This is a genomic window from Actinomadura sp. KC345, assembly GCF_004348515.1.
Taxonomy (GTDB): Bacteria; Actinomycetota; Actinomycetes; order Streptosporangiales; family Streptosporangiaceae; genus Spirillospora.
In genome coordinates this window covers 1-13,562 of sequence record NZ_SMKH01000086.1, presented here as the reverse complement: position 1 = coordinate 13,562, position 13,562 = coordinate 1, and the positions used below count along the sequence as shown (strand labels likewise).

At 70.9% G+C, this 13,562-nt stretch carries 16 protein-coding genes; 5 read left to right on the top strand and 11 right to left on the bottom strand.

The genetic code is table 11. The features are described from left to right. The first annotated feature begins 42 nt into the window (after positions 1 to 42). Positions 43 to 1,473, top strand: a complete 1,431-nt coding sequence (locus tag E1281_RS16645; RefSeq protein ID WP_131879156.1) for an FAD/NAD(P)-binding protein — start codon at positions 43 to 45, stop codon at positions 1,471 to 1,473. On the opposite strand, the gene E1281_RS16640 is transcribed toward E1281_RS16645, so the two are convergent. Together E1281_RS16640 and E1281_RS16635 are read right to left on the bottom strand one after the other, a co-directional pair. Further along, on the bottom strand, positions 1,460 to 1,882 hold the full coding sequence (locus E1281_RS16640; RefSeq protein WP_131879154.1) for a DUF3151 domain-containing protein: 423 nt from the start codon (positions 1,880 to 1,882) through the stop codon (positions 1,460 to 1,462). The two genes, E1281_RS16645 and E1281_RS16640, sit on opposite strands and share 14 nt — an antisense overlap. A 57-nt stretch (positions 1,883 to 1,939) precedes the next feature. After that, positions 1,940 to 2,614, bottom strand: a complete 675-nt coding sequence (locus E1281_RS16635) for a TetR/AcrR family transcriptional regulator (RefSeq protein WP_131879152.1) — start codon at positions 2,612 to 2,614, stop codon at positions 1,940 to 1,942. Between the two features lie 107 nt (positions 2,615 to 2,721). Here E1281_RS16635 and E1281_RS16630 point away from each other — a divergent pair, with 107 nt between their 5' ends. Further along, the gene (locus E1281_RS16630) at positions 2,722 to 3,336 is read left to right on the top strand and encodes an isoprenylcysteine carboxylmethyltransferase family protein (RefSeq protein WP_131879150.1); all 615 of its coding nucleotides are present in this window, start codon (positions 2,722 to 2,724) and stop codon (positions 3,334 to 3,336) included. 21 nt (positions 3,337 to 3,357) lie between these two features. Here E1281_RS16630 and E1281_RS16625 read toward each other — a convergent pair whose 3' ends face one another. From E1281_RS16625 to E1281_RS16600, 6 genes are all read right to left on the bottom strand, one after another. Continuing rightward, the gene (locus tag E1281_RS16625; RefSeq protein WP_131879148.1) at positions 3,358 to 3,909 is read right to left on the bottom strand and encodes a dihydrofolate reductase family protein; all 552 of its coding nucleotides are present in this window, start codon (positions 3,907 to 3,909) and stop codon (positions 3,358 to 3,360) included. A 122-nt stretch (positions 3,910 to 4,031) separates the two neighbouring features. After that, a complete protein-coding gene (locus E1281_RS16620) occupies positions 4,032 to 5,243 on the bottom strand; it encodes a cytochrome P450 (protein ID WP_165958962.1) in 1,212 nt (403 codons plus the stop codon). A 102-nt stretch (positions 5,244 to 5,345) separates the two neighbouring features. Then, complete coding sequence (locus E1281_RS16615; RefSeq protein WP_131879144.1) at positions 5,346 to 5,957, bottom strand: ATP/GTP-binding protein; 612 nt, start codon at positions 5,955 to 5,957, stop codon at positions 5,346 to 5,348. Continuing rightward, positions 5,938 to 6,306 (bottom strand): DUF742 domain-containing protein, encoded by a 369-nt coding sequence (locus E1281_RS16610; RefSeq protein ID WP_131879142.1) that lies wholly within the window; start codon positions 6,304 to 6,306, stop codon positions 5,938 to 5,940. The genes E1281_RS16615 and E1281_RS16610 overlap by 20 nt, the downstream gene beginning before the upstream one ends. A 7-nt stretch (positions 6,307 to 6,313) precedes the next feature. Next, positions 6,314 to 6,730, bottom strand: coding sequence for a roadblock/LC7 domain-containing protein (locus E1281_RS16605; RefSeq protein ID WP_165958961.1), 417 nt, complete (start codon positions 6,728 to 6,730; stop codon positions 6,314 to 6,316). Further along, positions 6,727 to 9,051 carry a nitrate- and nitrite sensing domain-containing protein gene (locus E1281_RS16600; protein WP_165958960.1) on the bottom strand — a complete coding sequence of 775 codons (2,325 nt, stop codon included), beginning with the start codon at positions 9,049 to 9,051 and terminating at the stop codon, positions 6,727 to 6,729. The genes E1281_RS16605 and E1281_RS16600 overlap by 4 nt, the downstream gene beginning before the upstream one ends. Before the next feature lie 284 nt (positions 9,052 to 9,335). Between E1281_RS16600 and E1281_RS16595 the strand changes: the two genes are divergently transcribed. Continuing rightward, positions 9,336 to 9,749, top strand: coding sequence for a roadblock/LC7 domain-containing protein (locus E1281_RS16595; RefSeq protein WP_243717023.1), 414 nt, complete (start codon positions 9,336 to 9,338; stop codon positions 9,747 to 9,749). 162 nt (positions 9,750 to 9,911) lie between these two features. On the opposite strand, the gene E1281_RS16590 is transcribed toward E1281_RS16595, so the two are convergent. From E1281_RS16590 to fbaA, 3 genes are all read right to left on the bottom strand, one after another. Further along, positions 9,912 to 10,517 carry a GNAT family N-acetyltransferase gene (locus E1281_RS16590; protein WP_243717022.1) on the bottom strand — a complete coding sequence of 202 codons (606 nt, stop codon included), beginning with the start codon at positions 10,515 to 10,517 and terminating at the stop codon, positions 9,912 to 9,914. A gap of 45 nt (positions 10,518 to 10,562) precedes the next feature. Then, entirely contained in the window at positions 10,563 to 11,012 is a 450-nt protein-coding gene (locus E1281_RS16585) for a helix-turn-helix domain-containing protein (protein WP_131879132.1), read from the bottom strand. Positions 11,013 to 11,088: 76 nt separating this feature from the next. Next, on the bottom strand, positions 11,089 to 12,111 hold the full coding sequence (fbaA, locus tag E1281_RS16580) for a class II fructose-bisphosphate aldolase (RefSeq protein WP_131879130.1): 1,023 nt from the start codon (positions 12,109 to 12,111) through the stop codon (positions 11,089 to 11,091). A 174-nt stretch (positions 12,112 to 12,285) separates the two neighbouring features. Between fbaA and E1281_RS16575 the strand changes: the two genes are divergently transcribed. Further along, positions 12,286 to 13,014, top strand: a complete 729-nt coding sequence (locus tag E1281_RS16575) for a DedA family protein (RefSeq protein ID WP_131879128.1) — start codon at positions 12,286 to 12,288, stop codon at positions 13,012 to 13,014. A 105-nt stretch (positions 13,015 to 13,119) separates the two neighbouring features. Continuing rightward, on the top strand, positions 13,120 to 13,503 hold the full coding sequence (locus tag E1281_RS16570) for a RodZ domain-containing protein (RefSeq protein ID WP_243717020.1): 384 nt from the start codon (positions 13,120 to 13,122) through the stop codon (positions 13,501 to 13,503). Positions 13,504 to 13,562: the final 59 nt, after the last annotated feature.

Here is a 13,562-nt window from a genome sequence, read left to right as displayed (position 1 = left end):
GCGGGATGGGGCGGGACGCCCCGGGCGGCGAGGCTCGGCGCCATGGACATCGCGATCATCGGGGCGGGAGCCGCGGCCGTCGGGCTGCTGGACGCCCTGGACCCCGAGGCAGTGGACTCCGTGACCGTGTTCGAGCCCGCGCCGCTACCGTGGCGCGGCCGTCCCTACCAGCCCGATCTGGATTCCGTGCTCGTCAACGTCCCCCCGGAGATCATGTCGATCCGGTTCGGCGACCGCGCCCATTACGCGCGCTGGCTGGAGCGGCACGCGCCCGGCGCCCACCGGGACGAGCGGCTCGGGCAGCCGATCCCGCCCCGCGCCGTTTACGGGCGTTACCTGGAGGACACGGCGGAGGAGGCCCTCGCGCGGTTCGGCCGAGCGCAGGTCGTCCGGGCGGCCGTGGCGGACGTCTCGCCGGCCGAGCGCCTGACCCTGCGGACCGTGGACGGGCGGCGGTATGCCGCCGACCGGATCGCGCTCTGCGTGGGCGGCGGCACCCCCGTCGACCATTACGGCCTCACCGGCGCGCCGGGCTTCGTGGCCAATCCGTACCCGCTCGAACGGACCCTCGCAGAGATCCCGCCCGGACGGGACGTGGCGGTCGTCGGAGCGGGCCTGACCGCCGTCGACATCGTGGTGTCCCTGGCCGCACGCGGGCATTCCGGCGGAATCAGCCTGGTGTCGCGGAGCGGGACGCTCCCGTACGTCTGGCAGCGCCCGGTGGAGACCGCCGTCCGCCACCTGACGCCCGACGGGGTGGGGTCGCTGCGCGGGCCGGTGACGCTGGAACGCCTGACCGGCCTGATCCGCACGGAGCTGGCGGAGCACGGAGAGGACTGGGACGAGCTCGCCGCCCGGATCGCCGCGACCGCGGCGGCGGACCCCGTCGCGAACCTGCGCGAGCAACTAGCCATGGTGGACGCGCCCATGCTCGGCCGCCGGATCATCCAGGAGGCCGCGCACACCGCCGGCCCGGTCGCCTGGCGGCTCCTCCCCGAAACCGACCGGGCGCGGCTCCGCTCCGGCCTCTTCCGGACGATCACCGGCCTGGCCTCACCGATGGTGCCCCGCAACGCCGCGGCGCTCCTCGACCTGTTCGACGCCGGAGGGCTGCGGATTCTCCCGGGCATCGAGAAGATCGAGGCCGCCGGCGGCTTCCGGATCAAGCACGGCGCGGGCACGCACACCGCCGACGTCGTGATCAACGCGGTCAACCCGCCGCCGCACGCGGTCCCCCGGGCCGCCGGGGAACTCGTCTCGTCCCTGCTCGGCCAGGGGGCGGCGCGGCACCCGCACGGCGGACTCGCCGCCGATCCCGGTACCGGCCGCCTCCTGGTCGGCGGACGGCCTGACCCGCGCCTGCACGTGGTCGGCGACCTGGCGGGCGGCGGGCCGTTCCTGACCTCGGGCATCCCCGGTGTCGCCGCTCAGGCGCACCGGGCGGCCCGCTCGCTCGGCGCTACTCCCCCTTGAGGACGTCGGCGGCCGTGGGGCTGCTGTCGCGCAGGAAGGTCTTGCAGCGCTCGGCCTCGTCGTCCTCGCCGATGGCGGCGGCGGCGCGGCCGAGCGCGTGGAGGGCGCGCAGGAAGCCGCGGTTGGCCTCGTGCTCCCAGGGCACGGGGCCCTGGCCCTTCCACCCGGCGCGCCGAAGCATGTCGAGGCCGCGGTGGTAACCGGTGCGGGCGAACGCGTAGGAGTCGATGACGCTGCCGGCCATGAACGCGCGATCGGCCAGCTCGGCCCACGCGCCGGGGTAGCCGGGGTGGCGCGCGGCGACTTCGAACGGGTCGACGCCGTTCTCCAGGGCCGTACGGGCCTCGGTGTTGTCCGGCAATTCGGTCGGAGGAGGGCCGCCGAGCAGGTTCTGGGTCATGCGGGCCATCGTAAGCAGCCCGGGCAGGTCCGGACCAACCCGGGTCGGGGCCGCCGGAGGCGACGATCACCCGCTCTCCCTGAGCGGGGACGCGGCACGCCGCGCGGCTCGACCCTGTCCTCGCGGGTCGCCGGTCAGGTAGCGGGTGAGCATGGTGACCAGTTCGTTCTCGAAGCGGTCGGAGTCCTCGGGGGGTCCGTTGACGTAGACGCGGTGGACGAGGGACTCGATGGTGTTCACCACGAGGCGGGCGGCCATGGGGACGTCGGTGACGGTGACCTCGGGGTCGGCGGCGAGCAGTGCGGTCGCGGCGGTGATGGCGTCCTGCTCGGCGCTGTGCAGGAACTCCAGCAGCTCGGGCGGGCGGGGCGCCTGCTCGAACAGGACGCGGTGCAAGGCCGGGTCGTCGCGGTGGTTGTCGGCGGCGGCGCGGACGAACAGCCGGATCTTGCCTTCGAGGGACTCCGGCAGGGGGCCGCCGTCCAGGTGCCGCTGAACGGCGGCGATCCCCTCGCGGGCGTGCGCGGTGGCCAGCTCGACCAGGATGGCGTCCTTGTTCGGGAAGTACTGGTAGAGCGAGCCGATCGAGTGACCGGCGGCCTCGGCGATGCGGTTGGTGGTGCCCGCGGCGTACCCGTACTCGGAGAAAACGCGAGCAGCCGCCGCAAGCAGCCGCTCCCGGGTGTCGAGCGCCCGCTGCTGTCCGGGCTGTTTCCTGGGGCGCAGCCTCTTGTCCGCCACCGTGACGACCTCCGGAAAAGCGAGTAGCCGACAAGCCGAGCAATTACTCACAATTGTGGCAAGCCAGGCCTGGCGGTCAACCTCGTCTCCCTTCTCTGGAGGTACTCATGGCTGTCTTCGCACTGGCGATCTGGGTGGTCTGGGCTCTGCTGGCCTTCGGGCTGCGCGGCTGGATCCAACGGCGCCGTACCGGCGACGCGGGTTTTCGCGGCATCGGATGGGCACCCGGTGCTGTGCACTGGTGGGCAGGCGTCCTGGTCGTGACCGGTTTCCTGCTCGGCGCCGCAGGACCGGTCGCGGCCCTCGCGGGCATGGAGGCCGTCACCATCCTGGACCACGCCTTCGTACGGGGCGCCGGGGTCGTTTTCGCGCTCGGCGGTGCGGCCGGCACGGTGGCGGCGCAGCTGTCGATGGGCGCGTCCTGGCGGGTCGGCGTCGACGAGACCGAACGCACCGAACTGGTCACGGCCGGAGTGTTCGCACTGGCCCGGAACCCGATCTTCACCGCGATGATCGTCACGGTCGCGGGCCTGGCCGCGATGGTGCCCAACCCGGTGTCGCTGGGCGGCATGGCCGTGACGGTCGTGGCGATCGAGCTTCAGGTGCGCGCCGTCGAGGAGCCGTACCTGCGGCGCGTCCACGGCGACGCCTACGCACGGTACGCCGCGACCGTCGGCCGGTTCCTCCCCGGCATCGGCCGCCACGAGCCCGGCCAGGGCTGAACCGCGGCGACCCGAATGCTTCTAGTCCGTCTTCGCCGCTGGGGCGTAGGAGAGGTGGACGACGCCGTTGGGGTAGACGTCGTGGGACTGGAGGGCCAGCCGGGTCTCGTCCTCGCGCCAGAGGCGCTCGCCCTTGCCCAGTGCCACCGGGTAGACGAACAGGTGCAGCTCGTCGATGAGGCCGTCGGCGAGCAGGCCGCGCACGAGCTGCCCGCTGCCGGAGATGTAGATGACGCCGTCGTGCTCGTCCTTGAGCTTGCGGATCGTGTCGGTGCTGTAGGCGCCCAGGGCGGTGGTGTTGGCCCATTCCTCGACGAGGGGCCGGGCGCCGACGACGTACTTCGGCGTCTCGTTGAAGAACGGGGCGCCGGGGTCGTCCTCGGGGGTGCGGTCGCGCCAGGCCGGGGCGAACATCTCGTAGGTCGTCCGTCCCAGCAGGATCGCGGTCGCGCCCTCGGTGATCCTGCCGATGGTCTCGCCCATCTGCGGGTCGAAGCCGTAGTCGAAGGTCCAGCTCGGGTCCTCGATGACGCCGTCGAGGGAGACGAACTCGTGTACTGCGATGGTGGCCATGTCGCTCGCTCCTTTGGCCGGGCAGGGTGTCGCCACAACTGTGGCGACACCCTACTGACCGGTGCTGACGGAGAAAGTCATCGTGCTGTCAGCCTGCCATGCAAGGACGTCCCGGTGGGGCGTCAGGTGTTGAGGGCGACGGGGAGGGAGAGCGGGCCGATGGTGAAGAAGGACGGGGAGTAGGGGACGTCGTCGGGGTCGATGGCGAGCGCGAGGTCGGGCAGCCGCCGGTACAGCGTGGCGAGTGCCAGTCGTCCCTCCAGGCGGGCCAGCGACGCGCCGATGCAGTAGCGGGGGCCGTGGCCGAAGCTGAGGCGCGCGTTCTGCACACGGGTGATGTCGAACTGGTCCGCGGTTTCGCCGTGCTCGGCCGGGTCGATGCCGCTCACCTGGTAGACGACGCCGACCGCCTGGCCCTTGGGGACGTCCACCCCGGCGATGGTCACGTCCTCCGCGGTGAAGCGCCAGCTGGTCATCATCACCGAGTGGCGGTAGCGCAGGGTCTCCTCGACCACGTCGTTCCACCGGTCCTCGGCCTTGGCCAGGGCGAGCTGGTCGGGGTTCTGGGCGAGCGCCAGGATGGCGTGGCCGAGCATGTGGACGGTGGTCTCGTGGCCGGCGACGAGCATCAGCCACAGCACGCCGACCAGTTCCTCGGTGGTGAGCCTGTCCTCGTCGTCGTGCGCCTGCACCAGGCCGGACGTGAGGTCGTCGCCCGGGGTCCGGCGTTTGCGGTCCACCAGTTCGTGCAGATATGCCCCGAGGGCTTTCTGTGTTGCGAAAGCCTCTTCCGGTGGAGTCGTGTGCGCGAGGAGGACGGCGGTCCAGTTGCGCATTTTGATCCGGTCTTCGGTGGGTATGCCGAACAGTTCGCAGATCACACCCATCGGCAACGCCTCGGTGAATGCCGGGACCAGGTCGACGCCGTCGCCGGCGGCTATCACCTCGTCGACCAGTTCATCCACGATCTGCTGGACGCGCGGCTCCATCGCCTCGACTCGCGCGGGCGTGAACGCCTTTCCGACCAGGCCGCGCAGCCGCCGGTGGTCGTCACCGTCCTTGGTGGACAGGTGGCCTCCCTGGACGACGGCGCGCAGCGGCCAGTCCTCGGGGATCGTCCCGTCGTACAGGGCGGGCCAGTTCTCGGGCTCCCGCAGGAACGTCTTGTTGTCTCCGGCGAGGACCTGCTTGACGGCGTCGTGGGTCAGTGCCAGGTAGGCGGCGACCCCTCCGGGGAATTCCACTTCGACCACGGGGCCGATCTCGCGCAGCCGGATACAGGTGTCGAGCACCTTTTCGTCCGCGGCGGGAAAGGCGGGCAAATTCTTTGACATGTGATCCCTTTTGGGGGTGCGGGGAGATGGGGGCATGCGAAAGCAATTGTAATGGCCCTCTGTATTATCCCGGGCCGGGGTTATTTCAAAAGGCGGAGAAATTCAGCGCCGGGACGTGGTCTTGGTGAGGACGTACTCGACCATGGTGATCAGCACCTGCTTGGCCGAATCGCGGCTGCGCACGTCGCACAGCACCAGCGGCACGTCATCGTCCAGGTCCAGGGCGATCCGCACGTCCTCGGGATCCTTGCGCTCGGCGCCCTCGAAGCAGTTCACCGCGACCATGAACGGGGTGCGGCGGTCCTCGAAATAGTCGACGGTGCCGAAACAGTCGGCCAGGCGGCGCACGTCGGCGAGCACCACCGCGCCGACCGCGCCCAGCGCCAGCTCGTCCCACATGAACCAGAACCGCTGCTGGCCCGGCGTCCCGAACAGGTACAGCACCAGGTCGTCCGGGAGCGTGATCCGGCCGAAGTCCATGGCCACGGTGGTGCTGGTCTTGCGGTCGACGCCGGTGGTGTCGTCGACGCCGATGCTCCGGTCGGTGAGGAGCTCCTCGGTGCGCAGCGGGCGGATCTCGCTGATGGAGCCCACCATGGTCGTCTTGCCGACCCCGAAACCGCCCGCGACGAGGATCTTCGCGGCGGTCAGCTGACCGCCGCCTCCCCTGGCGCCGGCGCTCTGGACGGCGGTGTCAGAGTGCACGTAGTCCATTCAGCAGCTTCCTTAGTACGAGCTCGTCCGGGACGTCGCCGGTGGGGGTCGGTTTCAGCACCCTGAGCGCGTTCTCGTCGCGCAGGTCGTCGACCAGGACCCGCACGACGCCGACGGGCAGATTGATCTCGGACGCCAGGTCGGCGAAGGTGATCGGCTGCCGGCAGATCGCCAGCAGCCTGCGGTGCTCGGGGTCGAGCCGCACCCGCCGGGGGACCGGCACACCGGTCGCCTCCAGCACGGAGATCAGGTCGAGGCCGTCGTCCCGGAGCCGGGTCCGGCCCCGCGTGACCGTGTACGGACGGACGACGGGTCCCGCGTCCCCGTCAAGCCATCGATCATCGGTCATCCGTGCCTCACCTGGTGCCCGACCCCGACAGCCGGGGGATGAGCGGCGGGCGCTCGGCGAGCTCCTCGGCGAGCGAGAACATCCGGAACACGACCGTGCCGGCGTCCGCGTCCGCGCCCGCCAGCACGGCGATGTACGCGTACTCCCCGGCCGGGACCATGAACACCAGCATCGTGTCCATCTCGATGACGCTCTGCATCAGCTCGCCGCCCGCGAACCGGCGGCACGCGCCGCGGGCGAGGCCCTGCACGCCCGCCACCAGCGCGGCCAGATGCTCGGAGTCCTCCCGGCCGAGACCGGAGGAGCAGGCCACGACCAGCCCGTCCCTGGACAGCAGGACCGCGCCGTTCACCATCTCCGCGCCGCCGCCCAGGCGGTCCAGGAGCCGGCGCACCTCGGCGGCCGAGGTCGATGGTTCCGTCATCGTTCGCCTCCGTCGTTGCCTCCGGCGGGCGGAGACTCGCTCCGCCCGCGCCGCCATCCGCTCTGCATCGAGGCCATGACCGAACTGGCCCGCTCCGGCGAGCGCGCGTCCCGTCCGGACGGCCGCTTCTCCGCGTCGGCCGGCGGTGCGGCGTCGCGCAGCTGCGGCGCCAGGTTCGCGCGGCGCACGCGGCGCGGCATCCCCGCGTGGGTGCCCGCGACCGTGGACGCCGGCCGCGGCTCGGGCGCGGCGCCCGGCTCGGGCGGGGCGGCGGGCGGCTCGGGCGGCGGTGGCATGCCGAGCGGGTCGTGGTCGCCGTACGGCGCGGTGCCGTCGGCGCGGTGCCGTCCGACGGAGTCCATCGCATACTCCTGCGGGTCGTGGCCGGTGTCGTCCGGGGGTTCGGAGTCCGCCGGCGGTCCGGTCCGGTCGGGGGCCGCCGCGGGGACGGCCGCCGGATCGGTCCCGGCGCCGTCCGCGCGGCCGGTCTGGTCCGCCGGCACGACGATCGAGTGCGGCAGGAGCACGACGGTCTTGAGGCCGCCGTAGGAGTTCGGCTCCAGCGCCACCTTGATCCCGCGCCGGTGCGCGAGGGTCCCGACGACGAACAGCCCGAGCTGGTCGCCGTTGGTCAGGTCGTACTCCGGCTCGCGGCTGAGCTGCTCGTTGAGCGCCGCCAGCTTCTCCGGGCTCATGCCGAGGCCGCGGTCCTGGATCTCCACCACGAATCCCTGGCCCACCAGCCCGGCGTCGATCTCGACCGGCGTGTTCTTCGGCGACATGACGGTCGAGTTCTCGATCAGTTCGGCCAGCAGGTGGATCACGTCGGCGACGGCCGAGCCGACGATGCCCTCCTCCGCCGTGCTGACGACCTCGACGCGGGCGTAGTCCTCGATCTCGCCGATGGCGCCGCGCAGCACGTCCAGGATGCCGACCGGGTGGCGCCAGCCGCGGCCGGGCGCGGCGCCGGACAGGATGATCAGACCTTCGGCGTGCCGCCGCATGCGGGTGGTGAGGTGGTCGATGGCGAACAGGTCGGCGAGCGCGTCGGGATCGGAGGCCTTGCGCTCCAGCGTGTCCAGCATCGCCAGCTGCCGGTGCAGCAGCGACTGGTTGCGCCGGGCCAGGTTCTGGAACACCTGGTTGACCGCCGTGCGCAGCTCGGCCTGCCGGACGGCGGCCTCGACGGCGGTGCGCTGCACGGACGAGAACGCGGCCGCGACGTTGAACACCTCGGCCGTCCGGCCGACCTCCAGCGGCGGGGCCTCCGCCGCCACATCGACCTCGGCGCCGCGGCTCAGCCGCCGCACCACGTCGGGTAGCCGCTCCTCGGCCATGGTGCGCGCGGCGCCCTGGAGGCCGAGCAGGTCGCGGCTGATGCGGCGGCCGAACCGGAGCATGAGGAGCGCCGTCAGGACGATCGCGACCAGCCCGACGGCGCCGATGAGGGCGAGCCGCAGCAGGGTCTCGTCGGACCTCTCCTTGGCTTCGGCGGCGTTCAGCGCCCGGGACTTCGCGAGTGCGCCGTCCACCTGCCCGATGGAGGCCGCCGCGGCGTTCTTCCACTCGACCGGGGTGATCTGCAGATTCGCTCCGGGACGGGCCGCCAGGATGCCGTTCTCCGCCGAGGTGAAGGACCTCTCGGCGGAGGACGAAAGCGCTTGCTGGAAGGGAGCCGCGGTGGCCCGGTGGAGCCCGGCGAGGTTCGACTCCTCCAGGTATCGCCGTTCGTACACCAGCCTGCTGATCGCCGTGTGCTCGGCGGAGGTCATCCGGCCGCCGTCGGTGAGGACGCCGCCCACCAGCGCGATCTCGCGTCCGCGCAACTCGATGCCGCGCGACATGGCGGCCATGTGGGCCGACTGCTGGAGACCGTCGCCGGCCACCAGCACGTCGACGTACTGGAAGTGGGCTTCGAGGACGTCGTTGTAGGCGTTGAACGCCGCCAGCCTCGTCAGCGCGCGGGAGTCGACCCGGGCCCGGAGCTCGCCGATCTTGTTGAGCTTCTCCATCAGCGCCGACAGCCGCTGCTTCATCGGGCCGGTCAGGGTGCCCTGGAACTCGTCGGAGTTCACGGCCTCGTTCATCTGCGCGATCGTGCCGTCCATCTTCGTGCGGACGGCGTCCAGTGACGTGCGCGGCTGCCGGGTGCCGCTGCTCAGCCAGGTCACCGACTCCTGCCGCTCCTGGGCCAGGGTGAGCAGCATCGGCTGCGCGGCGGCGCCGTAGATCTCGTTCGTGGTGTCGAGGTTGCGCTGGTTGATGGCCTCGGCGGCGGTGCTCTGCGCCGCGAAAGCCCACAACGTGATCAGGGAGATCATCGGAATAATGATCAGACCGAAAAGGGAGAACCGGATCGAACGCCGGCGGCGCGGGCTCCTCACCGGGCGAAAAGGCCGAGGTCGGTGTGCATATGACTGACGTCGTTCATGGTGTCGTCTCTCAGGCTTGGCGGGGCACCGGACGGCCGAACTCGGGTGACACCGTAGCCACTGGTTGATTATTTGTCCCGAATTCCGTGGATCTTGCCGCTCCGGCGGTGGAATCATGTGGCGGCGTTCGGCGACCCCGGACCACCCCCATGTCTCGGAAGAGGAGAACCCACGTGACGCCCCTGCGCGGCGATTCGACCAACCGGCTGGACTGGCTGATCGACGGGCTCGTCGAACGCGTGCCCCAGGTGACCAAGGCGGTGGTGCAGTCGGCGGACGGACTCCTCATGGGCGCGTCCACCGGGCTGGGCCAGGAGGACGCCGAGTACCTGTCCGCCCTGGCCGCCGGCCTGCAGAGCCTCGCCCAGGGGGCCCGCACGCAGTTCGGCGCGGGCGAGGTGCACCAGACGATCATCGAGATGCAGGACGGGTTCCTGTTCGTCACCACGGCGGGCGAGGGCGCCTCACTGACCGTGCTGACCGACGCCAGTGCCGAGCCGGCGCAGATCAGCTACGAGATGACCCTCCTCGTCGGGCGGGTCGGCGAGCACCTCGCGTCCCGCCCCCGGGGCCACGCCGGCCCCTGATGCCGGGGGCGACGGCACGTTTCGCCTGCCTGCCGGAGGCGGTCGGGGGAATAGGGAAAACGGGCGGCGACATCGTGAAAGGCGCCCGCCCGTTTCCATGAAGTGCGGTTCATTCCGTCGGCCGGTGCGGGAACGCGGTGGTCGCTCCCGTATTCGACCTGGTCACCGTTGCGCCAGGTAAGGTGGCGAATCAGTTCGCTCGAACGCCGTGTTCCGCGGGTCGGTCATTGCATTGCCGGCAGAATTGCGGAAGGCGGCGCGGGCGAGCGGCAGGTGGAAATGCGCGGAGCCGCCCTCGCTGGTCGCGTGGACGGCGGGCCAGCCGTGCCGGACGAAGCGGAGCGCCGGCCGGTTGGTGAGGACGACGTCGGCGTCGAACTCGGTGATGCCGCGCCGTCCGGCGAGTTCCGCGAGACAGGCGACCAGGGCGGAGCCGAGGCCGCGGCGCTGCCAGGGGTCGGTGACGAGGATGGCGATGTCGGCGCGCCAGGGCCGCCCGGCGGCGCGGACGTACTCGGCGATGCCGAGGATCTCGCCGCCGTCCAGGGCCACGAGGGCGTCGCGGTTCCAGTGGTCGAGGCCGTCGAGCAGGCCGAGGTAGTGGTCGGGGATCCGGGGCGTGCCGGAGAAGAAGCGCGTGTAGAGGCTGGCGGCGGAGAGCCGCGCCGACATCCGGTGGACGCGGTCGCGGTCGGTGATCCCGTACGGCCGGATCCGGACATCGTCCAGGCCAATGTGAGCGGCGGTGCGCACATCGAGTTGCTTCATAAAACTCATTGGACCGCAGAAGGTTGCGTGAAGCAACTGGAGGTCTCAGGCGGCGGGACCGGGACGGGGTTCCACGTCGGACGGGCCGAGGGAGGTGCCGCAGGAATCGCAGGTGAAGCGGGGGGTCAGGGTGCCGTCGCAGCCGCGGTGGCCGACGAGCACCGGCGGCCCCTCGGGGGCGTAGTGGCGGTCGCCCCACATGAGCAGCGTCATCATCGCCGGCCAGAGTTCGACGCCCTTGCGGGTGAGGCGGTACTCGTAGCGCTCCGGCCGCTCCTGGTACGGGACGCGGCGCATGATGCCCTCGTCGCACAGCCGGTTGAGCCGGTCGGTGAGGACGTTGCGGGCCATGCCCAGGACGTCCTGGAAGTCGTCGAAGCGCCGGACGCCCTCGAGCGCGCTGCGGATCACCAGCAGCGTCCAGCGATCGCCGATGACCTCCAGCGAGCGGGCGATCGAGCAGTTCTGCGACTCGTAGGTGCGGGGCAGTGCCACGCCGTCGAGCCTACCCCGGGTTTCGTCAGGCAACGCGGGGCCGGGCGGCCGGTGATCGCCCGGCCCCGCGCCGGCCCTACTTGAGCTTCTGCCCCGCGGACTGGAGGCTCTCGCACGCCTCGACGATGCGGGCGGCCATCGCGGACTCGGCCGCCTTGCCCCACGAGCGCGGGTCGTACTGCTTCTTGTTGCCGACCTCGCCGTCGACCTTCAGCACGCCGTCGTAGTTGCGCAGCATGTGGTCGGCGACCGGGCGGGTGAACGCGTACTGGGTGTCGGTGTCGATGTTCATCTTGATGACGCCGTACGACACCGCCTCCCGGATCTCCTCCAGCGTGGAGCCCGAGCCGCCGTGGAACACCAGGTCGAACGGCTTCTCCTTGCCGTGCTCGGCGGCCACCGCGTCCTGGATCTGCTTGAGCACCTCCGGACGCAGCTTGACCGAGCCCGGCTTGTAGACGCCGTGGACGTTCCCGAACGTCGCCGCGAGGATGTAGCGGCCCTTCCCGCCCACGCCGACGGCCTCGGCGGTCGCGAGCGCGTCACCCGGCGTCGTGTAGAGCTTCTCGTTGATCTCGTTGGCGACGCCGTCCTCCTCGCCGCCGACGACGCCGATCTCCATCTCCATGATGATCCGCGCCTTGGCGCACTGGTCCAGCAGCTCTTCGGCGATGCGCAGGTTCTCGTGCAGCTCGACCGCCGACCCGTCCCACATGTGCGACTGGAACAGCGGCTCCTCACCGCGCGCCACCCGCTCCTGCGAGATCTTGATGAGCGGGCGCATGAAGCCGTCCAGCTTGTCCTTCGGGCAGTGGTCGGTGTGCAGCGCGATGTTCACCGGGTACTTGGCGGCGACGACCCGGGCGTACTCGGCGAGGGCGGTCGAGCCGATGACCATGTCCTTGACCGTGGAGCCGGACAGGTACTCGGCGCCCCCGGTGGACACCTGCACGATCCCGTCGCTCTCGGCCTCCGCGAAACCGCGCAGCGCGGCGTTCAGCGTCTGGCTGGACGTCACGTTGATCGCGGGGAAGGCGAAACCGCTCTGCTTCGCGCGGTCGAGCATCTCCGCGTAGACCTCGGGCGTTGCGATGGGCATTGATCAGCGTCCTTTCACACATGGGTCGGTGCCAGCGGGCATCCGGCCGGGCGGTAGCACCCGGTCGTTCGGTACCCGGGAGAGCGCCCCAGGGCACACGATCACCGGGTCGGGCATGCCGTCCACCGCCAGTATCCCGCCTATCGGGAGCGGGTGGAAAGGTACGCTCGCGGAGTGGTACTCACTGCCCTGCCACTCAGTATCACCGAGTGGCTGCACCCGGCGGCGTGGCTGCAACTCTTCGGCGCGTTCGCGACCGCCGGGGTGATCGTCATCATCTTCGCCGAGACGGGGCTGCTGTTCGGCTGCCTGCTTCCCGGCGACTCGCTGCTCTTCTCGGCGGGGATCCTCACGGCGGTCTCGACCGTGAACGGGCAGGAGTTCCAGCCGCTGTCGCTGCCGTGGTTGATGGTCGGCGGCCCGATCGCGGCGATCGCCGGCGCCCAGACCGGTCACTGGCTCGGCGCCCGCTACGGCCGCAGGCTCTTCGACCGCCCCGACTCCAGGATCTTCAGGCGGGAGTGGGCGGAGAAGGCCGAGTACTACTTCAACCGGTTCGGCCCGGCCAAGGCCGTCGTGCTGGCCCGGTTCATCCCGATCGTGCGGACGTTCATCAACCCGCTCGCCGGGATGCTCGGCATGGACGCCCGCAGGTTCTTCGTCTGGAACGCGGTCGGCGCCCTGTTCTGGACGGAGTCCCTGTTCCTTCTCGGGCATTTTCTCGGCTCGGCGGTACCGGAGATCGAGTCTTACCTACTCCCCGGTATCGCGGTCATCGTCGTGGTCTGCCTGGTCCCGATCCTCCGTGAGGTGCTGAAGGGCGGGGCTAAAACGGACCAGGGTCCGAATAAGAATGGCCCCGAAGAGTCACGTCCGTCGCTCAGCGGTGACACTTATCGCTAACCTCCCCATGTGGGACGTCATCGGTCGGACCCTAGGGGTCTCGCGCGCATACTGATCGCGGCAGTCGCCGTGGTGGCCGCCCTGGCCCTTTTGGTCGTGGGCGCTATGGCGCTGGTCAACGCGATTTCCGGCGAATCCGACCAGCAGGGCCCTGTCACGTCCGCCTCGCCGTCCGGCGACGGAGGCGACGGTGGCGGGAGTCCGTCCGCCAGTGCCACCGCGGACCCGGCGACGCCCGCGGAATCCGTCCCCCTGGTGATCCGGGTGACCGGGCAGCCCACGACGGTGGTCGTCCGGGTCGCGGACGCCCAGGGCAAGGTGCTCACGAACGGGCAGCTCGACACCGGAGACACGCTCCAGTACGACGAGGCCCCCCTCCAGGTCGTCGCCACCAACGGCGGCTCCCTCCAGGTCACCATCTACGGCGAGCTGCAGGCCCGGAAGCCGAACGGGCAACGCGGCCAGTGGTTCGTAGGCGACCAGTCCTGACCCCCGCGGCAGTCTTGACCCCCACGGCGGTCCCGGCCCCCACAGGCGTACGCCCGGCC

Coding starts and splice junctions, on each gene's coding strand:
- E1281_RS16645 (WP_131879156.1), top strand. CDS start 43: ATGGACATCGCGATCATCGGGGCGGGAGCCGCGGCCGTCGGGCTGCTG.
- E1281_RS16640 (WP_131879154.1), bottom strand. CDS start 1,882: ATGGCCCGCATGACCCAGAACCTGCTCGGCGGCCCTCCTCCGACCGAA.
- E1281_RS16630 (WP_131879150.1), top strand. CDS start 2,722: ATGGCTGTCTTCGCACTGGCGATCTGGGTGGTCTGGGCTCTGCTGGCC.
- E1281_RS16625 (WP_131879148.1), bottom strand. CDS start 3,909: ATGGCCACCATCGCAGTACACGAGTTCGTCTCCCTCGACGGCGTCATC.
- E1281_RS16620 (WP_165958962.1), bottom strand. CDS start 5,243: ATGTCAAAGAATTTGCCCGCCTTTCCCGCCGCGGACGAAAAGGTGCTC.
- E1281_RS16615 (WP_131879144.1), bottom strand. CDS start 5,957: ATGGACTACGTGCACTCTGACACCGCCGTCCAGAGCGCCGGCGCCAGG.
- E1281_RS16610 (WP_131879142.1), bottom strand. CDS start 6,306: ATGACCGATGATCGATGGCTTGACGGGGACGCGGGACCCGTCGTCCGT.
- E1281_RS16605 (WP_165958961.1), bottom strand. CDS start 6,730: ATGACGGAACCATCGACCTCGGCCGCCGAGGTGCGCCGGCTCCTGGAC.
- E1281_RS16600 (WP_165958960.1), bottom strand. CDS start 9,051: ATGATCTCCCTGATCACGTTGTGGGCTTTCGCGGCGCAGAGCACCGCC.
- E1281_RS16590 (WP_243717022.1), bottom strand. CDS start 10,517: ATGAAGCAACTCGATGTGCGCACCGCCGCTCACATTGGCCTGGACGAT.
- fbaA (WP_131879130.1), bottom strand. CDS start 12,111: ATGCCCATCGCAACGCCCGAGGTCTACGCGGAGATGCTCGACCGCGCG.
- E1281_RS16570 (WP_243717020.1), top strand. CDS start 13,120: ATGGCGCTGGTCAACGCGATTTCCGGCGAATCCGACCAGCAGGGCCCT.